Origin of the sequence: Delftia sp. WSY_22, assembly GCF_043104185.1 — a bacterium.
GTDB lineage: Bacteria > Pseudomonadota > Gammaproteobacteria > Burkholderiales > Burkholderiaceae_C > Comamonas > Comamonas tsuruhatensis.
In genome coordinates this window covers 96,887-115,446 of sequence record NZ_JBICKN010000057.1, presented here as the reverse complement: position 1 = coordinate 115,446, position 18,560 = coordinate 96,887, and the positions used below count along the sequence as shown (strand labels likewise).

The following is an 18,560-nucleotide window of genomic DNA, read 5'->3' as shown; positions in this document are numbered from 1 at the left end:
AGCCGCTACGCCTTTTTTTGTTGAACGGAAACCGCAACCCATGTCGAAACCCCTGAGCAACCCTGGATTGAACAAGCAGGACACCGTAGGCCACCTGGTGGCCCGGGTCCTGAAGCGGCACGGCATCACGCAGTTCTTCGGGCAGAGCCTGCCCAGCATGTTCGTGCTGGCTGCCGAGGAACTGGGCCTGCGCCAGATCGCCTACCGCACCGAGAACGCGGGCGGCTACATGGCCGATGCCCATGCCCGCATGAGCGGCAGGCCGGCCGTGATCACCGCGCAGAACGGGCCGGCCGCAGCGTTGCTGGTGGCGCCGCTGGCCGAGGCGCTGAAGGTCTCCATCCCCATCATCGCGCTGGTGCAGGACGTGGCGCGCGACCAGACCGACAGGAACGCCTTCCAGGACCTGGACCACATGGGCCTGTTCAAGCCCGTGACCAAGTGGGTGCGGCGCGTGGACCAGGCATCGCGCGTGGAGGACTATGTGGAGCAGGCCATCATCGCCGCCTGCAGCGGCCGGCCTGGCCCCGTGGCGCTGATGCTGCCGGCCGACCTGCTCACCGAGCCTGCCCAGCCCTCCAGCGTGCCCCGGCCCGCTGCACTGGCCCGCTTTCCGCTGGACCGCGCCGTGCCCGAGCGGCAATTGCTGGAACAGGCAGTAGGCGCGCTGCTCCAGGCCCGTGCGCCGGTCATCGTTGCCGGTGGCGGCGTGCACATCTCGGGTGCCAGCGAGGCACTGAGCGCCTTTGCCGATGCGCTGAGCCTGCCCGTGGCCACCACCAACATGGGCAAGGGTGCCGTGGCCGAGACGCATGAGCTGTCGCTGGGCGTGGTCGCCAACTGCCTGGGGCCCAATGGCTCGGGCCGCTACCTGAAGGATTTCGTGTCCGGGGCCGACGTGGTGTTCCTGATCGGCAACCGCACCAACCAGAACGGCACGGACAGCTGGACGCTGTACCCGCGCGATGCGCAATTCATCCACCTCGATATCGACGGCCAGGAGATAGGGCGCAACTACGACGCCATGCGCCTGGTGGGCGATGCGCGGCTGGCGCTGCAGGCCATGCTGGACATCGCCGGGCCGCTGGATCTTTCGGCCCGTACCGGCCAGCGCGCTGCACTGGCCGCACGCATTGCCAAGGGCAGGGAAAGGCACCGACAGGAATCAGCCGAAGTGCGCCTGTCCAGCGCCGCACCCATCCGGCCCGAACGCATCATGCATGAGCTCGACGCCCTGCTGACCGCCGAGGACACCGTGGTGGCCGATGCCAGCTACTCCACGCTGTGGGTCACCAACTACCTGACCGCGCGCCGGGCCGGCCAGCGCTTCATCACGCCGCGCGGCCTTGCGGGCCTGGGCTGGGGCATGCCCATGGCCATGGGTGCGCGCCTGGCGCAGGACGGCGGCCAGGTGTTCTGCCTGGTGGGCGACGGCGGCTTCGGCCATGTGTGGTCGGAGATGGAGACCTGCAGGCGCATGGGCATCAAGGTCATCACCGTCCTCATCAACAACGGCATCCTGGGCTACCAGAAGCATGCCGAGCACGTGAAGTTCGGCGAGCACACCTCGGCCGTGAACTTCAGCGGCGTGGACCACGCGGCCATCGCACGGGCCTGCGGCATCCACGGCGTGCGCGTGGAATCGGCCGATGCCATCGCCCCCGCGCTGCGCGCCGCCATGGCCGCCGAAGAGGCCACGCTGATCGAGGTCATGTGCACCGAAGACGCCTTTCCCCCCATCACCTTCTACACGCCGGAGAGCCACTGATGAGCGCGCCTGAGAACTTCCCCATCCGCACGGCCCTGGTGACCGGCGCCGCACGCGGCATCGGCCTGGCCACCGCCATCGAATTGCTGCGCGACGGCCGCCAGGTGGTGCTGGCCGACCTGGCCGCGCCCGACCTGGAACTGGTGCCGCAGGAGCTGCGTGCCAGGGCCAGCGCCGTGGTGCTCGATGTCTGCGACGAGGCAGCCCGCCAGCGCGTGGTCGCGGACATGGTGCAGCGCCACGGCGGCGTGGACATCCTGGTCAACAACGCCGGCATCAGCCTCAAGAACGCCAGCGGACAGTCCAACGGCATCCTCGAAGTGGGGCTGGGCGAGGTGCAGCAGATCCTGGACGTCAACCTGCTGTCCATGCTGCGCCTGTGCCAGCTGGCGCTGCCGGGCATGAAGCAGCGGGGCTGGGGGCGCATCGTCAACGTGTCCTCGCTGGCCGGGCGCGGCAAGTCCATCGTGGCCGGCCCTGCCTACATGCTGAGCAAGTCCGCCGTGCTGGGCCTGAGCCGCTCCATCGCCTCGGAGATGGGCCAGTACGGCATCACCACCAACTGCGTGGCGCCGGGCCGCATTCTGACGCCGATGGCGCAGCAGGCCGGCGACGAGGTCAACCGCCGCTATGCGGAGCAGATCCCGGTGCGGCGCCTGGGCGAGGCGGCCGAGGTCGGTGCTGCCATCCGCTACCTGTGCAGCGAGTCCGCAGGCTTCACCAATGGCGCCGTGATCGACGTCAACGGCGGCTTCTTCATGAATTGAGGAAGGACGACCCCCTGAGCGGCTGCGCCGCTCCCCCTCTCGCTTCGCGGGGGGGACGGCATCCTCGGTGCGGGGCTGCCCTTCCTCGGTGCCCCCACTTCCAGGGCGTGCCTGTTTCCCGGTCAGTGGGTAGTGCGCTGCACCGTGAAAGCACGACTTCCAAAGACGACAGAACCCAAGATCGCAACGAGAGACAACCATGCATGCATATCCATCCCCCGCATCTCGCAGATGCCTGCTTTCGGCCTTCTGCGCGGCAGCGCTGGCGGCCGCAGCCGGCGCCCCGGCGCTGGCCCAGGGCACGGACGCGTTTCCCGAGCGGGAACTGACCCTGATCATCAACTACGGCGCAGGCGGCAATACCGACGTGGCCTCGCGCGCCATCGGCAATGCCATGGAGGGCCTGCTCAAGAAGCCCGTGGTGCCCAACAACCGCGCCGGGGCGCAGGGCACGCTGGGCGTCTCTTCGCTGGCCCGGCAAAAGCCCGACGGCTATACGCTGGGCGTGGTGACGTTTTCGACCATCGCCATCACGCCCCACCTCATGAAGGTGGACTACAAGGTCGATGACTTCGACTTCATCGCAGGCGTGGCCCGCTACCGCTATGGCGTGGCCGTGCGCGCGGACTCTCCCTACAAGACCATGGCCGACCTGGTGGCCGCGTCCCGCCAGGGCAAGGGCATCTTCTTCGGCGCGCCGTCCGCGCCCAACAACCTGGCCATGTACGAGCTGGGGCGCAAGACGGGCGGCAGGTTCGAGGAGATCAACTACAAGTCCGGCGCGGAGACCGTGGCCGGCCTGATCGGCGGGCAGGTCGATGTCATCGTGCAGAACCCTTCGGACATCGTCCAGCACGTCAAGGCCGGAAAAATGCGTCTGCTGGCCAGCGCCAGCCCCATGCGCTGGAAGGAGTTGCCCGAGGTGCCCACGCTCAGGGAGCAGGGCTACGACGTGGAGATCGACTCCTGGATCGGCCTGGCCTACCCCAAGGGCGTGCCCCCGGCCCTGCGCGACAGGCTGGAGCGCGTCGCCATGGCCGCAGCCGAAGGTCCCCAGGTCGCGCGTGTCTTCGAGTCGGCGGGCGTGGACCCGGCAGCTCTCACCGGCGCCGAATACCGCAGGAAGCTGGTCCAGGGCCATGAGTCCATGGGCGCGGCCATCAAGGCAGCGAATCTGCCGCGCATGAACTGAGGGCGGTCCGGCGGCCTGCCGGTCTTGATGCACGGGTACTGCTGCAGCATGTGCCGAAAGATCATGAAAGGCCGCTCGTCGGCGAGGGAGCGCTCGCGCCCGATCCCTGCGTTCGCTGTATCGGTCCACCAGGTAGCCTGAGCAGTCAAGCCGGTGCAGTCCGGTGCAGTCTCGCGCGTCAGCTGGGTGAACTTGACCAGTTCCCCCAATCACGTCCACCGCGCGCAGGGGGCGAGTGCCTGCATCTCAGCGCGGCGCCAGGAACAGCTCCATGCGCTGCAGCTCCTCATCCAGCGCGCTGCGAAAGGCGGCATCGCCGGGCGCCGCGCCGGCCACATAGCCGAATGACGGCTCCAGCCGGCCGTCGCGCGCCTGTAGGTTGGCCCAGCCGATCACATGGCCGCGCCAGAGCATGGGCAGGGCGTAGTAGCCCAGCTGACGCTGAGCTGGTGGCGTATAGGCCTCGAACTTGTAGGTCCAGCCCCAGAGCAGCGTGAAGCGGCGCCGGTCCCAGACCACGGGATCGAAGGGCGCGAGCAGGCGCAGCCGCTCGTCGAAGGCATGGCGGCGCGAGCGTGGGTTCTCGTCGGCGGGCCAGTACCAGGTGGTTCCGTCGATGCGGCAGCTTGCCAGCTGCTCGCGCGCCAGCCGCAGCGCCACCTGGGTCTGTTGCGCCAGATGGGGGGCGCCGTAGCCCAGCAGGCGCACCAGGTAGGTCAGGCTGGGGGCTGGCAGCGGTGCGTATTTGCGCACCACCAGGTCGATCAGCGCGGCGGCGCGCCGGGCGCTGGCGGCGGGGCTGTCGTCGGCCGGCGGATGGGCGATGGCCTCGTAGACGCGCGTGCCGCTGTCGCGGCGCTTGACCCGCAGCAGGCCGCGATAGTGCATGCCGTCGAGCAACTGCGTGCTGGCGCTGCCCGAGCCGCCCCAGTAGTTCTTCACGCTTCCGTGCGAGAAATGCTGCTCCACCTCGCGCGGATGCGCGGCGCCGCGCTCGCGCACGAAGGCCAGCACCTCGGCGGCCTTGCGCTGCGTCTCGGCATCCCAGGCCTTGCGGGCCTGGCGCGGGTGCATCAGCGCCAGGTGCTCGCTGGGCAGAAAGCCGTAGTTGACCAGGCAGTCCTCGTCGATCGGCAGGCGCGCGTAGCGGCGTTCCAGGTCGCCGGCGCGGTAGTCCTTGACGCGGTGGCGCAGCGTCAGGTCCTGCGCCCGGGCCGGCGCGCGGATCGGGTCTGCCTGCACAAAGCCCAGGCGCTGTATGGCAGCAGGCAGGGTGGTCGGCGTGAACAGGGTGCGCGCCACGGCATGGCGGCGCAGGTCGTCAAGGCTCGGTTCGGTGGGCATGGCTTGATTGGAGCACGGCAGGGCCGCCGTACTTCCTGATCCTGCCGTGCCGCTCAGGCCTTCCTGGCACGCCTGCGCCGCCACAGCGCGCGCAGCACCCAGCCCAGCGGCAGCACCACCAGCACCAGCCAGGGCAGCACGGCCGCCACGAAGGTGATCAGCGCGGCCATGCTCTCGCCCAGCACATGGCCGGCATCACGCAGCGCGCGGCCTATGGGGCTGTAGCTGGTGCCGCCCTGCACCAGGGCGCGGGTGGGCGTGAACTGGATCTGTATGTGCTGCTTGCTGGTCTGCTGCTCCAGCACCTTGCGCTGGGCGGCCATGGCGTCCAGCTCGGCCTGCGTGTCCGACAGCGTGCGCTGTATCTCCAGCAGGTCGGACATGGTGCGCTTGGTCGTGGTGTCGCGCAGCATCAGGCGCAGGCTGTCGCGGAATTCGGTACGGTTCCTGATGCGCGCCTCCACGTCGATCACCTCGGCCGTCTTGTCCTCGCTGATGGTGTTCTGCGACACGATGGTGGCCACGCCGGCCAGCGTGCCCAGCAGCCGCTGCACATCGGCCGGCGCCACGCGCATCTCCAGCATGGCGTTGCCGGGCTGCTGGGGCGTCTCGCGCAGAAGGGATGCCGACAGCAGCTCGCAGCGCAGCGTGGCACACAGGTCGCGCACCTGGCCCCAGGCATCGGCCAGCTGCGCCTGCGGCACTTCCACGTTCAGCTCCTGGCGCACGGCCAGGAAGCGCTGTGCCATCTCGTCCTGCGCCGATGTCTCTGGTGCGGCTGATGCCGCATCCTCGGCCTGCACGGTGGCGGCGCGGCCTTGCTTCATGCCGGCGCCGCCTGCCATGGGCGCGGGGGCGGGCGCAGATTCCATGGCTGCTGTGTCATGCCGCTGGTTGCAGCCCGCAAGGGCCAGTGTGGCAGCCAGTGCCAGCGCGGCCGGCAAGGCCATGCGGGAAGACAGGGTGGAAGGCCGGGGATGCGTCATGAATTTCCTCTTGAAAACAGGCAAGAACAGGCCGCTGCCAGGGCTCAAGGCTTGCCGCCGGGGCCGAACATGGAGTCCACCTCGGACTGCAGCTCGAAGATGTCGGACACCGTGTAGAGCCAGTCGCCCTTTTGCAGATGGCCGGGGTCCGGTGGCGTCTCCACGCAGGCCTTGACCAGGGTGAACTGCCCGGCCGGGTCGGGCAGGAACTTCAGGCCCGATATGGAAAACCGCGCCATCCGCCCCACGCCATCGTTGTATCGCCGGCCCCGGGCGCGCACGTCGGCCAGCTCCGCCATCTGCGGCAGGTGGTCGAACACCACGTCGTAGAACTCGACGATGGGGCTCTGGTTCGTCCTGGCGCAGCCGTGCACGTACAGCGCGTAGAAGCGCCCGTCCAGCTCCATGGCCACCACGTCGGCCGCGCGGTAGAAGGTCAGGCTGTCGGGCAGGCCCGGCGAGCGTTTGGGCGGCGCGGGCGGCGTGTCCAGGAAGTCCTGGCGGATCTGCGCCGACTTGCGAAAGAAGTCATCGCTGAGCGCCACCTCGGCATTGAGCACATCGATGGCCGTGCGCGCGGCCGCGTTCAGGCCCGCGTCGGCCAGGCCGTTCCTGTGCAGCACGATGGCCAGGGCCAGCGCCGTCTTGTGCCGGTACAGGGCGGTTGCCTTGGCATCACCGGCCTGCAGCACGCAGCTCCAGCGCCGCAGCAGGGGCGGCAGGGCATGGCCGCCGTAGTTGGCCGCGATAGCGGCATCGTGCCGGCCCAGCGCAAACGTGCGCGCCATCACGCGCGCCACGTCTTCCTCCAGGGTCTGCACAAGGGTATCGGCGGCCAGCTTGGACAGCGCCTGGGTATGGGTCATGGCCATGGCGTCACTGGCTCCAGTTCGATGGCAGGTTCCTGAAATCCGGCAGGCCATAGCCGCCGGTGCTGCGTTGTTCGTTGCAGTGTTCGATGCTCAGGTCATGGGCTTGCATGGGTCTGTCGCAGGCGCCGTCGCGCCGGGGCAATTGGAACGCCGGCCAGTGTGCCCCAAGCCGGGCCGCTGGCGGGGTGTGGGCGCCATCGGGTCTGTATCGATCCGCTACCGGCGCGGGCTGCCGTGCTGACGTCTTGCCGTCACATGAACCGGCAAGACTCGTCATTTGCTTTGCATGCGGTTCATGCGGGTCATGTCAAAAGGGGGGCGCCGCTAGCCCCGGGGAGATGCACGATGTTCTGGGACAAAAAGCTCAGGCGCTGGGCCGAGGCCGTGCGTGCGCGGGCCGATCTGCCGGCGCGGCTGGTGCTGTGGAATGGCGAGCAGTTCGACTTCGGCCGCTTCGAGCAGCCGCGCGTCACGCTCACCGTGCGCAGCGCCTCGGCCCTGCCGCTGCTGCTGGACCCCAGCCTGGACCACCTGGGCCAGGCCTATGTGAAGGGCCAGATCGACATCGACGGCCGCCTGCCCGACATCATCGACTTCGGCTATGCGCTGGCTCGCCGCATGTCCAAGACCCAGGGCACGGGCAAGGGGCCGGGGCGGCTGGCGCTTGCGGCGCGCGCGGCAAGGCGCTTCAGGCACAGCCGCAGCACGGACCGCGAATCCATCCAGTACCACTACGACGTGTCCGATGACTTCTACCGCCTCTGGCTGGACGAGGGCATGGTCTATTCCTGCGCCTACTTCGAGAACGGCGACGAGGATCTGGCCACCGCCCAGCGCAAGAAGCTGGACCACATCCTCACCAAGATCCGCCTGCAGCCGGGCCAGCGCCTGCTGGACATCGGCTGCGGCTGGGGCGCCCTGGTGCTGCGCGCGGCCCAGCACTTTGGCGCGCACTGCGTGGGCGTGACCCTGTCGCGCAACCAGTTTGAAGCGGCCACCGAGCGCGTGCGCGCCGCAGGCCTGGCCGACCGCATCGAGATCCGCCTGCAGGACTACCGCGACGTGCAGGGGCGCTTTGACCGCATCACCAGCGTCGGCATGTTCGAGCATGTGGGCCGCCGCAACCTGCCCATGTACTTTGCGCACATGCGCGAGTTGCTGGCCGATGACGGCCTGGCGCTGAACCACGGCATCACCTCCACCGATGCGGACGTGGGCGCCACGGCGTTGGGCGGCGGTGCGTTCATTGACCGCTATGTGTTTCCTGATGGCGAGCTGCCCCACCTGAGCCTGGCGCTGGAGGCCATGCAGCGTGGGGGGCTGGAGGTGCTGGATGTGGAGGGGCTGCGGCGGCATTACGTGCGCACGTTGCAGTTGTGGCTGGAGCGGTTTGAGGCTTGTGTGCCGGAGATTCGGGCGTTGGTGGAGGAGGAGAGGTTTCGGATTTGGAGGGTGTATTTGGCGGGGTGTGCTTATGCGTTTGAGCACGATGACGTGTCTATCTTTCAGGTTGTTTGTCGGAGGGCGGGGCAGGGGGCTGCTTCGTTGCCTTGGTCTAGGCGGTATATGTACGAGCGCGAGCTGTCCTGATGTCTTGGGACACGGGCGGTGTGTAGCTTGTTCTTGACCCTGCCGGGGGGTGTTTTTTCGAGGCCGGGTCTCGGCCCGGCGGCCGACTGCCCTTTCTTGATTCGCCAAGAAAGGTCAGGCCAAAGAAGGCGACCCGAATGCCCGCGACCCTCCGCTGCGCTGCGGGCAACCTGCGTCGTGGCGCTTGCGGGGTTTGCCGCAGAACTCTCTGCGCGCTTCGCGCTCCGCTCAGACAACTGCGGCAAGTCAGATCACGAAGCAAGCCTGTCCTTCGGCAGGCTTGCAACCCCGCAAGCGCCACGACGCAGGCGCGGGCATACGGGAGGGGGAGCGGAGCGGACTGCCCCGGGGCAGGGGGCCGCTGAGCGCGGCTGATTGTTCTGGTTTTCTGGATGATCCATCCCGGCTGCGCGGGTTTATCGCGGGGGGCTGGCTGCCTAAGCTGGGTGCTTCATCCAAGCACAAGGAGCGTTTCCATGGCAGACCATTCCATTCGCGGCAAGGTGGCGCTGATTGCAGGCGGCGGCAAGAATCTGGGCGGGCTGATTGCCCGGGATCTGGCGGGGCACGGCGCGCGGGCCGTGGTGGTGCACTACAACAGCGAGTCTTCCCGGGCCGAGGCTGAGACCACGGTGGCCGCAGTGCGGGCGCTGGGCGCAGAAGCCGTGGCGCTGCAGGGCGACCTCACCCGTGCCGGCGCTGTGGAGCGGCTTTTTGCAGAGGCTGTGGACGCCGTGGGCCGGCCGGACATTGCCATCAACACCGTGGGCAAGGTGCTCAAGAAGCCGCTGATGGAGATCAGCGAGGCGGAGTACGACGAGATGGCTGCCGTCAACGGCAAGTCGGCGTTTTTCTTCCTCAAGGAGGCGGGGCGCCACGTCAACGACCACGGCAAGATCGTGACCCTGGTGACTTCGCTGCTGGGCGCGTTCACGCCGTTCTATTCCTCCTACGCGGGCACCAAGGCGCCGGTGGAGCATTTCACGCGGGCGGCGGCCAAGGAGTTCGGGGCGCGGGGCATCTCGGTCACGGCCGTGGGGCCGGGGCCCATGGACACGCCGTTCTTCTACGGCCAGGAAGGCGCGGACGCCGTGGCGTATCACAAGAGCGCGGCGGCGCTGTCGCCGTTCTCGCCTTCGGGGCTGACGCATATCGAGGACGTGGTGCCCTTTATCCGCCACCTGGTCAGCGACGGCTGGTGGATCACCGGGCAGACCATCCTGATCAACGGCGGCTACACCACCAAGTAGGCCAAGTAGAAGGACCGCTGCACGGACTATGCTGCGTCCCATGGACCGACTCGACCGATACCGGATCTTCATGCAGGTGGCCGAGATGGGCAGCTTCATCAAGGCCGCCCATGCCCTGGACCTGCCGCGCGCCACGGTCTCCGCCGCCGTGCAGCAACTGGAGGAGCAGGTGGGCGCCAGACTCCTGCACCGCACCACGCGCCAGGTGAGCCTGACGGCCGATGGCGCCCAGTTGCTGGAGCGTGTGCGCCCGCTGCTGTCAGAGGCCGAGGACGTGGAGCAGATGTTCCAGGCCCGCACGCGCCAGGCCACGGGCCGGCTGCATGTGGACGTGCCCAGCCGCATCGCGCGCCGCCTGCTGGCGCCCGCGCTGCCGGGGCTCATGCGCCGGCACCCGGGGCTGCAACTAGTGCTGGGTTCGTCAGACCGCGCCATTGACCTGGTGCAGGAAGGCGTGGACTGCGCCGTGCGCGTGGGCACGCTGCATGACAGCAGCCTGGTCGTGCGCCCGCAGGGCTGCATTGCCCTCATCAACTGCGCCAGCCCCGCCTACCTGCGCGAGCACGGCCTGCCCGAGCAACCGCAGGACCTGCTGCACGGCCACTGGAGCGTGGGCTATGCCTCGCCGCGCACGGGGCGGGAACTGCCGTGGGAATGGAGTGGGGCGAGCGATGTGGATGGGGTAGATGGGGAGGACGGGCCGCAGACCCTGGCCGTGCCCAGCCGCGTGGTCACCAACAATGCAGAAAGCTATATCGCCTGCTGCCGCGCCGGCCTGGGGCTGATCCAGATCCCGCGCTATGACGTGCAGCACCTGCTGGACACGGGCGAGCTTGTGGAAGTGCTGCCCGCCCACCGCGCAGCGCCCATGCCCGTGGCGCTGCTGTATCCGCACCGCCGCCAGCGCTCTCGCCGGCTGGCGGTTTTCATCGACTGGTTCGAGGCGCTGATGCGGCCGAACCTGGAGCCGTAGGCGCAGCCCCGGCCGCCCCAGTCACCGCAGCCGCTCCGGCCGCAGATGGGGCTGGGCCCCATCGTCGTCATGAATGGGCCGGTAGCCGGGCCCGAAGGACACATCGCCCAGCCGCCAGCCCTCGCGCCGGCGAAACGCTCCCCAGAACCGCTTGAGCGTATGCCACTGCATGGCCACCAGGCCGCGCTCGTTGTCGGCATCCACCTCGGGGTCGCTCACGCCCGTGGGGCGCACGGGCTCGTCGGTGTACAGCGCCGTGCCAAACAGCATGTCCCACCAGGGCAGCACCTGCCCAAAATTGCAGTTGTGGCGCGTGGGCCGCTCGGGGTCGCGCAGCATGTGGTGGTGGCGGTGGAACAGCGGGCCCACCAGCACGCGCTCTCCCACCCGGCCCAGCCAGCCCAGGCGCAGCCGCACATTGGCGTGCGAGAAGTTCTGCACCAGTTCGCTGAGCAACCCCAGCAGCGCAAATTCGGAAGGCTCCACCCCCATCGCCAGCCCCACCGTGGCCAGGATGAAGGACTGCAGCATGCCGTCCAGGTAATGGCTGCGGTCATTGCTCCAGCAGCTCATCTGCCGCTGGCTGTGGTGCATGCTGTGCATGGCCCACCACCAGGGAATCACGTGCTGGGCGCGGTGCATCCAGTAATACACCAGGTCGTAGACCACGTAGTACACCAGGAACAGCGCCACCGGATGGTCCGCAAACCACGGCACCCAGTGCTTGAGCCCCGTGGCCTCCTCGGCCGCCGGCCCGCCGCCCAGCATGTTGGCAAACGGCATCAGCACCAGAAAGCTGAACAGCGGAAACAGCCCCAGCAGCATCAGCAGCGTGTAGTTGCGGTCCACCGTGGTCAGGCGCCGGTCACTCCAGCGCTCGGCCGGAAACAGGCTCTCCAGCGGCCGCATCACCCCCGCGATCAGGAACAACTGCAGCGCCGCAATCAGCACCGCTTCGGCAATCTCACGCGGATCACCGGCCGCCTGGGCGATGTCCAGCCAGTGGACGGTGGGGGTTACGGCGTGGGTAGCGAGCCAGGTGATGGCTGCCTGCCACAGCTCGGTCAGTGAAGTCATGTCTTGTGCCTGCAAGAAGGGCCGGGGGAGGGCTGGGGGTTGCGGGCGGGATTATGGGGTGGGGGTGTGGAGGGAGTGTGTGGGGCAGAGGGCCACCGTCCAACACGTGCGCGCACCAATAGAACGAATCTTTGTAAAACAGCTAAGTTATTGCTTTTACAGACATTTGCTGTACAGCAACTGTCTGGAAAAAGCAAACATGCTGCCAGTTGGTGGCACGCGGGAGCACTGTGGCGAATGAGTCCGTCCAGCCTGACGTGGTCTTGCTTGCTAGCGAAAGCAGCCATCAGGTCACGCTCGTTGTGAGCATTCAACTGCAGTCGCTCACGCCCGTCGGTGCACGGGTTCTTCGGTTAACAGGGGGCGAGCAGCATGCTCCAAAGTCCGCAGCGTGTAGTTGTCGTCCACTGTGATCAGGCACCGGTCGCTCTAGTACTCGGCCGGAATCAGTCTCTCTAGTGGCCGCATCTCACCCGCGATCAGCATGGCCTCTGTAATCTCGCACGGGTTGCCTGCTGCCTGGGCGATGCTTGGCCCAGGCGCGGTGGGGTCACGGCGTGGAGAGCGTGTTGGGGGTAAGTGTTGATGCAGAGGGATTTGCAATCGACCGTTGTAGCCGCGAGCAAGGTCACCAGCTCGGCAGCGGAAGCGGTCCATTTTGTAATCGGCTGTGGTCATCACTATATGGGGCTGCCCTGGGGTGGGTTGGACTATTGGCGAGTGCATGACAGCCGATCTGGTGCTCTCGGCGCTCGAAATGGCGCTGACCTAGCGCAAGCCTAAGACGTCATCCAACATACATTACATAGTGACCAGTACAGCCAAGGTGGGTTCAACCGGTCGTCGCAACACCGGGTTGTGTTGCATCCTGTCGGTAGACGTTCAGTGCCTCGGCTGACGCTTTCCAGCCCAGCGTTTTGCGGGGCCTCCTGTTCAATGTGTCGGCCACCGCTTGGAGCTCTTGATCTTCCTACCGAGATAGATCAGTGCCTTTGGGGACGTACTGGCGTGGCAGGCCACTTCTGTTCTCATTGGAGTCGCTCCGCGATGGACTGTGCGGATCGGCAGAGAAGACTTGCACGCTAGATCCAGCGGTGAAGCGCACATGGTCTGACGATTCCTGGATCACTTCAACTCCGCTGGCCAGAACAAGACCATCTGGCCCTCGTAAATATCTGGGCGTTTCTCAAAAGATAAGAGACAGGCCAAGGAATCAGGGGGAGGGAGGGGCGATCTCATCGAGGTCTGTATGGTGCCAATCTGATATCGTATTGGCTAAGCCACTTTCTTCTAGCGTTCTTCGGGAACATCGTATGCATTCCGGAAGTTTTTACTATCGTCGTTCCGAGTACAATCGACCAGATGCACGTGGTGCCGACTGTTGGAATTTCAGCAAAGGGGAAATAAGTGGTGTATGTTGACGATGCTGAGGTTCAAAAGCATGGGTATATATGGTTTCACCTAATTGCAGACAGCATTCAGGAGTTGCATGAATTTGCGGCAAAAATGGGGATTCCTGCCCATGCATTTCATCGTGGGGCTCGTCATCCTCACTACGATGTTACTGGCGCACAACGCCTACGTGCTCTGCAGTATGGGGCTGCTGCCATTTCCGCCAGAGATGCTGTGAGAATCGGTCGAAAAATTCATGTATCCTCTTTGGATATAAGTGTTGCTTCTACCCAGCTTTGCCTTTTTACCTGAAATAGTTAGGGCTTCATGTACCTCGCAGCTAATTCCCTTGATGACTTGCTGTTCAAGGTATATAAGCAAATTCTTACTCGTGGCGCTATTATAAAGCCCTCGAAGGGGTCTGCGAGAGAAATCAGAGGTGTGCTTCTGAAACTCTCGGCACCACGAGTCCGTCTTAGTAGGTCTGAATCGCGCGGGCTGCTCTTTAGTTGCTTGGGTGAGTTGCTATGGATACTTGCTGGCAGCAGTCGGCTAAATTTTATTCAGCACTATATTCCGAAATACAGTGATTTTTCTGACGACAAAGAAACTATCTATGGTGCTTATGGGCCACGTTTGTTCGGTGGCCCTCCAAACGATCAGATTTTTCGTGTAATTAAATTGCTAAAGGACAAGCGAGATTCCCGGCAAGCTGTCTTGCAGCTATTTGATCGTAATGATACTTTGGAGCCTCACCTCGATGTACCGTGTACCTGCACACTTCAGTTTCTAGTACGTGGTGGTCGGTTGCATATGTTGACGTCTATGCGCTCTAACGATGCTTGGCTAGGTCTGCCCCACGATGTATTCACTTTTACCATGCTTCAAGAAATGATCGCTCGATCATTAGATATCGAATTGGGCGAGTATAAACATGTGGTGGGTAGCCTGCATTTGTACGATGAACATCGCGACAAAGCTTTAAGGTTTTTAAATGAGGGATGGCAAGTTAATAGGCCGATGCCATCAATGCCGAAGGGTGATCCTTGGCCTGCTGTGAAAAGCCTTCTTAATTTTGAGGAAAGTGTACGTACCGGTTGTACTAGTACAAAAGATCCTCATGAAATTATGAGTCCTTACTGGGCAGACTTGGCTACGTTGCTGATGATTCACAAGGCTGGCCTTGTTCAAAATAATCAGCCGGAAATTAAACGATTGAAGCGTCGTATTCAAGATGAAGTTTACTCGACGTATATTAAAAGGCGGTTTAAGCTTGGCTCCGATAAGGAGCAGCTGTCATTCTTTGATGAGTCGCAAAGACTTTAACTAAGTGAGGAGTCAGCATGAAGGGCCCAGAGAAGCGTCAGAAAGCAAAAGATCTTGAATCGCGACTAGTCGAATTTCAAAAAGATCAGATGCCATTGCTCGGTATTACCTCTGTTGAAAATATTGTGGCATTTGTGGATCAGCTTATAGATAGTCTGCAACGTGTGGAGTATGTGTATAAGGTTCGTCAGCGGCATATAAGTCCATTGCGGGCCGATCCAAAGAGTAATTTATTTGATCCTGTCAGAGCGGCAATGCTTATGGCGTCAAATGGTAAGCAGGAAGAGGCATTTTGGCTGGTATTTTTAGCGACGCACTGCGGCCGTAACTTACGCACTGAATGGCTGCTTGCGCGTGAACTGTACGGTGCATATGAAAATATCCCTTGGAGTTGGGATAGAGTTGCTGCAAATGCTGGGGCCTACAGTGATTGGCTTGAGGATAATCGCAGTATATTTGCTGGAAAGTTTGGTAATCACCGAAAATATGAATCACTTAAGCGTGGGGCTCGTGGTACGGGTGTGGTTGTCAGAACTTATGTTGAGTGGATCAAGGCAAATGGCTCACATGTGAATATGATCGCAAAGATTCAAGCGCAGGCCCATAATAATCCACGACGAGCGTTTGCTCTGCTTTATGATTCTATGGACTCCGTCATGAGTTTTGGGCGCACTGGCCGATTTGACTATCTCACCATGCTCGCGAAGGTCGGACTTGCTGCAATTGAAGCTGACTCGACTTATATGAAAGATGCTACTGGCCCGAAGAAGGGCGCGCGTCTCTTGTTTGATGGACAGATAGACTCCAAGACAAGCCCTAGAGTTCTAGAGGCGCGTGTTGCTGTGCTGGAAAGGCACCTCGGTGTGGGCATGCAGGTCATGGAAGACGCTATGTGTAACTGGCAGAAAAGTCCTCGTAAGTATGTGCCTTTCCGTGGATAAAAATTTATCAGTCCCAGGTATATCGTTTTTTTAAGAAATTCAGTTTCTCTGAAGGTACTAGCCCTCGGTGCTGAAGTTGACCGACTACGATTCCGGGTGAAATGGATAGATTGCGCGCAAACCTCATAATGCTCTTGTACTCATGAGAAAGGGTGCGCAATGCTGCCTCTTTCTCGGCAGGGATAAGAATTTGTGCGGCGAATTCGTTGGCTTCTTGCTCTTCCTTTTCATCGAGATGTCGCTTTTCTGACCATTCAAGGAAAAGGCGATCTTCATGAAGAACTAGATGGCCAGCTTCATGAAAGAAGGTAAACCAAAAGCTGTCATCACGTAGATATCGCAAGCTGAGCTGTATTATTGCCTTGCCTTTTCTTACCCTTGTTGCTCCACTTGCTGGGCAGCCTTTGAGTCCTCGGACAATGACGACGGCCACGCCACACTCTGCACACTGCTTCTGGAGTTGAGGTATAAAATCTGAAGGTTTTTCAATTCTTGAGAGTGGTTTTAACTCGGGTAAGAGTTTGGTAAATTTTTCTGGAGACCAAGATGCTGTCGGAATACGGCTTGCCTCCAATTCCCCTTGTCTTAACCAAGCCGCAGCAACTGCAACTTGTGTATTAAAAACCGGTGATGTTCTGTATGCGGTAAGTCCGGCTTCTTCGGAAGCCCAGTCCTCTTTCCACTCGTCAACACTCGATACTCCAAAGAAATTTAAGGCATTTTGAATTTTTTCTTTGGCATTGCTGGCTGTTGGAATCCATCCGAATTTTGCCATATCGGAAAATGGAAGGCTGGAAATCCAAGTACGGTTATTCTCTTGAATTAAATGCAGTGCATTTCGATATTGAGCCTCTCGTGTAAGCCAGAATTTAGGACTTGCCCCTATTTGTTCTGAAAGCCTTTTAGCCCGAGCTTCATTAATAAAGAGGTCGCCGAGGAGCGCACGTGGAAGCTCGTGTTCTGTTATGCCAAGTGCATTTGCAATAGCTGCATGATTCAACCCCTTCCTTTGTGCCAGAGCGCAAATGGTTGCTCCCGGGGGGGATGCCCAAGTTGGGCAAAATTCAGTGAAGGTACTCACTTCCTGCTCCCAATATGAACAACTTTAAGCCTTGTCACTTGTGCCCAGTCAAGCGCTTCCCCCGGCGATGGCATACTTATTACATTTGCATCGCAATAGAGGCTGATATCTTCCTGTAACTGGAACTTTAGCATTCCTTGCTCCTGAGTGGAAATATCAATTCCAAGATCCATCTCAAGCAGTTCTGCAACTGTTTCAACTGCATTCATGTCGGCTAATACCCGTTGTAGGGCCTTACTACCAAGTTCGCCAAGCGCCCGCTTCGCCCTAGTTGAGCTTTCACATGTTGTACGCAAATCCCTTGTCTCAAAGGAAATTTCAAGCGGCATAGACTGGGCATTGTTATTAAAGAGTTACGCGATACCTCTCGATCCGTATTCGTTGGATGAGGCGCAGTTTAGGTTCCACCTTGCGGCTAGTCAAAACTCAAGAGTACAGTAATAAACATATTTAACAAATCAACAGAGTTGGCTGCGTCGGAGAGGGGTACAGTTCGATCTGTGGGAAGCGCCATCTAGACGCGTCAATTTACCTCTGAAGAGGTATCTTCAACATTGCTGACCAGCCGTTTTTTTTTCATTGTACTGACAGTTGCACATATCCACGCTTACTTGAGCGCCGAGCTGCCTTTTATCCAACCGCCGTTTCCAAACCATCTAGCTTCCGTATCTGTCCGTCGCCTTTCGAGGTGTATGGCTGAATTGATGGTGCAAATCCTTTCCGATGCAGGAGCAAGCAACCGAGGGTGCAGCGCCGCAGGCTCCATTCCCTAACCTCCATCCCCCAGCTCCTCTTCAGCCCTCCCCATCACCTCCGCCACACCACACCCCAGCCCCCGCGCAATCTTGAACACGATGACCAGCGTGGGCATGTGCTCCCCACGCTCCACCTTGCCCATGTGAGAGCGCTCGATATCGGCGAGGTTGGCCAATGACTCCTGGGAGAAGCCGCGCTCGGTGCGAAGGGCGCGCACCGCAGCGCCGAAAGCCCGGGCAATGTCTGCATCGAATGAAGTTGCGCCGACTGGACGGCCGCGTTTGACAGGACGCTTTTGCATGGGCAAGAGCGTCAGTTTTCGATGCAATTTAAACCACGTTATATTTAACTCTTTTGTTGATCTTGGACTGCTGCTGCTTTGCATCCGTCACAGCGCGAGACGGGGCTGAGAAGCAGGCTTCAATCATCAGAGGAGGCTTCGATGGATCAAGACATCTGCACCATTTCCGAACCCAAACTCGACGACCTGGCCATCGACGCCGTACTGCACCTGGGCGCTGCCCTCGAAGTGCTGGAGCTGCACGCCAGCCACAAGGTCACAGCCATCAACTGCGTCTGCCGCGACCTGCTGCGCATCTATTACGCCAAGGCCGATCAGGCGCAGTCGCTGGAGCCGCAGGACAAGGAACTGCTGGGCCTGCTGCACGACACGGCGGTGGACCTGGGCTATGCCATCGAGGTGGTGGACCATCTGAATGGCGACGAGGCCGACGACCCCATCCTCTATGCCGTGAGCTATCTGCTCAAGGCGGCCAAGCGGTTTGCGGACGAGGGCGTTGCTGCGGGGCTTGCCGTGAAGGGGTAGGGCGCAGGGCTGCCGCCTGCGTTGCAGGGGCGGGGCTTCAAGGGCAGGGTTTGAGGTGCGGGGCCGTGGCCTGTTCGGTGAGCGGGTCTTCGGCCAGGGCCTGCAGCAGCGCGTCCAGCAGGCCGGGAAAGCGCGCATCCAGGTCTTCGCGGCGCAGGGAGAGCAGGTTTTCGCGGCCGTCGGGGCGCTGCCAGATCACGCCGCTGTCGCGCAGCACGCGCCAGTGGTGGGTCATGGTGGATTTGGACTGGCCCTGCAAGAGCGAGCCGCAGGCGCGCTCATGGCCTGCGGCCAGCGCGCGCACCACGGCCAGGCGCAGGGGGTTGCCCAAGGCGTTGAGCAGGTTTTCCAGGCGTATCTGTTCGCGGTCGGGGTGGTTGGCAAGCATGAATCGTCCAGTCGATGGGGCGCCACTGTGC

The 18,560-nt window shown here is 62.4% G+C and carries 18 protein-coding genes and 1 pseudogene; 10 read left to right on the top strand and 9 right to left on the bottom strand.

Features of this window, described 5'->3' with window-relative positions; genetic code table 11:
• Positions 1-40 precede the first annotated feature (40 nt).
• From ACF8NF_RS24475 to ACF8NF_RS24465, 3 genes are all read left to right on the top strand, one after another.
• A complete protein-coding gene (locus ACF8NF_RS24475; protein WP_312840174.1) occupies positions 41-1,768 on the top strand; it encodes an acetolactate synthase catalytic subunit in 1,728 nt (575 codons plus the stop codon).
• Positions 1,768-2,535, top strand: coding sequence for an SDR family oxidoreductase (locus tag ACF8NF_RS24470; RefSeq protein WP_312840175.1), 768 nt, complete (start codon positions 1,768-1,770; stop codon positions 2,533-2,535). The genes ACF8NF_RS24475 and ACF8NF_RS24470 overlap by 1 nt, the downstream gene beginning before the upstream one ends.
• 199 nt (positions 2,536-2,734) lie before the next feature.
• Positions 2,735-3,727, top strand: a complete 993-nt coding sequence (locus ACF8NF_RS24465) for a tripartite tricarboxylate transporter substrate binding protein (protein WP_046239758.1) — start codon at positions 2,735-2,737, stop codon at positions 3,725-3,727.
• Positions 3,728-3,973: 246 nt separating this feature from the next.
• Here the strand turns inward: ACF8NF_RS24465 and ACF8NF_RS24460 are convergent, their stop codons facing one another.
• Genes ACF8NF_RS24460 through ACF8NF_RS24450 form a run of 3 tightly spaced genes read right to left on the bottom strand, consistent with a single transcriptional unit; the run spans position 3,974 to position 6,929 of the window.
• Positions 3,974-5,071: a DNA glycosylase AlkZ-like family protein gene (locus ACF8NF_RS24460; protein WP_392451429.1), complete on the bottom strand. Its 1,098-nt coding sequence runs from the start codon at positions 5,069-5,071 to the stop codon at positions 3,974-3,976.
• Between the two features lie 53 nt (positions 5,072-5,124).
• Positions 5,125-6,057: a DUF4349 domain-containing protein gene (locus ACF8NF_RS24455; RefSeq protein WP_392451428.1), complete on the bottom strand. Its 933-nt coding sequence runs from the start codon at positions 6,055-6,057 to the stop codon at positions 5,125-5,127.
• Between the two features lie 44 nt (positions 6,058-6,101).
• Positions 6,102-6,929 carry a hypothetical protein gene (locus ACF8NF_RS24450; RefSeq protein ID WP_313283608.1) on the bottom strand — a complete coding sequence of 276 codons (828 nt, stop codon included), beginning with the start codon at positions 6,927-6,929 and terminating at the stop codon, positions 6,102-6,104.
• A 345-nt stretch (positions 6,930-7,274) separates the two neighbouring features.
• Here ACF8NF_RS24450 and ACF8NF_RS24445 point away from each other — a divergent pair, with 345 nt between their 5' ends.
• The 3 genes from ACF8NF_RS24445 to ACF8NF_RS24435 all read left to right on the top strand — a co-directional run bounded on the left by ACF8NF_RS24445 (position 7,275) and on the right by ACF8NF_RS24435 (position 10,742).
• The gene (locus ACF8NF_RS24445) at positions 7,275-8,519 is read left to right on the top strand and encodes a class I SAM-dependent methyltransferase (RefSeq protein WP_392451427.1); all 1,245 of its coding nucleotides are present in this window, start codon (positions 7,275-7,277) and stop codon (positions 8,517-8,519) included.
• A 476-nt stretch (positions 8,520-8,995) separates the two neighbouring features.
• Positions 8,996-9,769 (top strand): SDR family oxidoreductase, encoded by a 774-nt coding sequence (locus ACF8NF_RS24440; RefSeq protein WP_016453872.1) that lies wholly within the window; start codon positions 8,996-8,998, stop codon positions 9,767-9,769.
• A gap of 40 nt (positions 9,770-9,809) precedes the next feature.
• On the top strand, positions 9,810-10,742 hold the full coding sequence (locus ACF8NF_RS24435; RefSeq protein ID WP_392451426.1) for a LysR substrate-binding domain-containing protein: 933 nt from the start codon (positions 9,810-9,812) through the stop codon (positions 10,740-10,742).
• Positions 10,743-10,763: 21 nt separating this feature from the next.
• On the opposite strand, the gene ACF8NF_RS24430 is transcribed toward ACF8NF_RS24435, so the two are convergent.
• Positions 10,764-11,819 carry a sterol desaturase family protein gene (locus ACF8NF_RS24430; RefSeq protein WP_392451425.1) on the bottom strand — a complete coding sequence of 352 codons (1,056 nt, stop codon included), beginning with the start codon at positions 11,817-11,819 and terminating at the stop codon, positions 10,764-10,766.
• An 832-nt stretch (positions 11,820-12,651) separates the two neighbouring features.
• Positions 12,652-12,942 (bottom strand): annotated as a pseudogene (locus tag ACF8NF_RS24425) (transposase); the annotation flags it as partial.
• 287 nt (positions 12,943-13,229) lie between these two features.
• On the opposite strand from ACF8NF_RS24425, the gene ACF8NF_RS24420 reads away from it, so the two are divergent.
• Genes ACF8NF_RS24420 through ACF8NF_RS24410 form a run of 3 tightly spaced genes read left to right on the top strand, consistent with a single transcriptional unit; the run spans position 13,230 to position 15,478 of the window.
• The gene (locus ACF8NF_RS24420; RefSeq protein WP_392451424.1) at positions 13,230-13,523 is read left to right on the top strand and encodes a DUF4031 domain-containing protein; all 294 of its coding nucleotides are present in this window, start codon (positions 13,230-13,232) and stop codon (positions 13,521-13,523) included.
• Between the two features lie 15 nt (positions 13,524-13,538).
• Complete coding sequence (locus tag ACF8NF_RS24415; protein WP_392451423.1) at positions 13,539-14,537, top strand: thymidylate synthase; 999 nt, start codon at positions 13,539-13,541, stop codon at positions 14,535-14,537.
• A gap of 17 nt (positions 14,538-14,554) precedes the next feature.
• Positions 14,555-15,478, top strand: coding sequence for a hypothetical protein (locus tag ACF8NF_RS24410; protein WP_392451422.1), 924 nt, complete (start codon positions 14,555-14,557; stop codon positions 15,476-15,478).
• A gap of 7 nt (positions 15,479-15,485) precedes the next feature.
• Here ACF8NF_RS24410 and ACF8NF_RS24405 read toward each other — a convergent pair whose 3' ends face one another.
• The 3 genes from ACF8NF_RS24405 to ACF8NF_RS24395 form a co-directional block, all read right to left on the bottom strand.
• Entirely contained in the window at positions 15,486-16,559 is a 1,074-nt protein-coding gene (locus tag ACF8NF_RS24405; protein WP_392451421.1) for an ImmA/IrrE family metallo-endopeptidase, read from the bottom strand.
• Positions 16,556-16,768 carry a hypothetical protein gene (locus ACF8NF_RS24400; RefSeq protein ID WP_392451419.1) on the bottom strand — a complete coding sequence of 71 codons (213 nt, stop codon included), beginning with the start codon at positions 16,766-16,768 and terminating at the stop codon, positions 16,556-16,558. The genes ACF8NF_RS24405 and ACF8NF_RS24400 overlap by 4 nt, the downstream gene beginning before the upstream one ends.
• A gap of 560 nt (positions 16,769-17,328) precedes the next feature.
• A complete protein-coding gene (locus tag ACF8NF_RS24395) occupies positions 17,329-17,616 on the bottom strand; it encodes a helix-turn-helix domain-containing protein (RefSeq protein ID WP_392451418.1) in 288 nt (95 codons plus the stop codon).
• 141 nt (positions 17,617-17,757) lie between these two features.
• On the opposite strand from ACF8NF_RS24395, the gene ACF8NF_RS24390 reads away from it, so the two are divergent.
• On the top strand, positions 17,758-18,141 hold the full coding sequence (locus ACF8NF_RS24390) for a hypothetical protein (RefSeq protein ID WP_392451417.1): 384 nt from the start codon (positions 17,758-17,760) through the stop codon (positions 18,139-18,141).
• 37 nt (positions 18,142-18,178) lie between these two features.
• On the opposite strand, the gene ACF8NF_RS24385 is transcribed toward ACF8NF_RS24390, so the two are convergent.
• Entirely contained in the window at positions 18,179-18,529 is a 351-nt protein-coding gene (locus tag ACF8NF_RS24385) for a helix-turn-helix transcriptional regulator (RefSeq protein WP_034369288.1), read from the bottom strand.
• Positions 18,530-18,560: the final 31 nt, after the last annotated feature.

Excerpts from the sequence above, each read along its gene's own strand:
- ACF8NF_RS24475 (WP_312840174.1), top strand. The coding sequence starts at position 41 with ATGTCGAAACCCCTGAGCAACCCTGGATTGAACAAGCAGGACACCGTA.
- ACF8NF_RS24470 (WP_312840175.1), top strand. The coding sequence starts at position 1,768 with ATGAGCGCGCCTGAGAACTTCCCCATCCGCACGGCCCTGGTGACCGGC.
- ACF8NF_RS24465 (WP_046239758.1), top strand. The coding sequence starts at position 2,735 with ATGCATGCATATCCATCCCCCGCATCTCGCAGATGCCTGCTTTCGGCC.
- ACF8NF_RS24460 (WP_392451429.1), bottom strand. The coding sequence starts at position 5,071 with ATGCCCACCGAACCGAGCCTTGACGACCTGCGCCGCCATGCCGTGGCG.
- ACF8NF_RS24455 (WP_392451428.1), bottom strand. The coding sequence starts at position 6,057 with ATGACGCATCCCCGGCCTTCCACCCTGTCTTCCCGCATGGCCTTGCCG.
- ACF8NF_RS24450 (WP_313283608.1), bottom strand. The coding sequence starts at position 6,929 with ATGGCCATGACCCATACCCAGGCGCTGTCCAAGCTGGCCGCCGATACC.
- ACF8NF_RS24445 (WP_392451427.1), top strand. The coding sequence starts at position 7,275 with ATGTTCTGGGACAAAAAGCTCAGGCGCTGGGCCGAGGCCGTGCGTGCG.
- ACF8NF_RS24440 (WP_016453872.1), top strand. The coding sequence starts at position 8,996 with ATGGCAGACCATTCCATTCGCGGCAAGGTGGCGCTGATTGCAGGCGGC.
- ACF8NF_RS24435 (WP_392451426.1), top strand. The coding sequence starts at position 9,810 with ATGGACCGACTCGACCGATACCGGATCTTCATGCAGGTGGCCGAGATG.
- ACF8NF_RS24430 (WP_392451425.1), bottom strand. The coding sequence starts at position 11,819 with ATGACTTCACTGACCGAGCTGTGGCAGGCAGCCATCACCTGGCTCGCT.
- ACF8NF_RS24415 (WP_392451423.1), top strand. The coding sequence starts at position 13,539 with ATGTACCTCGCAGCTAATTCCCTTGATGACTTGCTGTTCAAGGTATAT.
- ACF8NF_RS24410 (WP_392451422.1), top strand. The coding sequence starts at position 14,555 with ATGAAGGGCCCAGAGAAGCGTCAGAAAGCAAAAGATCTTGAATCGCGA.
- ACF8NF_RS24400 (WP_392451419.1), bottom strand. The coding sequence starts at position 16,768 with ATGAATGCAGTTGAAACAGTTGCAGAACTGCTTGAGATGGATCTTGGA.
- ACF8NF_RS24395 (WP_392451418.1), bottom strand. The coding sequence starts at position 17,616 with ATGCAAAAGCGTCCTGTCAAACGCGGCCGTCCAGTCGGCGCAACTTCA.
- ACF8NF_RS24390 (WP_392451417.1), top strand. The coding sequence starts at position 17,758 with ATGGATCAAGACATCTGCACCATTTCCGAACCCAAACTCGACGACCTG.
- ACF8NF_RS24385 (WP_034369288.1), bottom strand. The coding sequence starts at position 18,529 with ATGCTTGCCAACCACCCCGACCGCGAACAGATACGCCTGGAAAACCTG.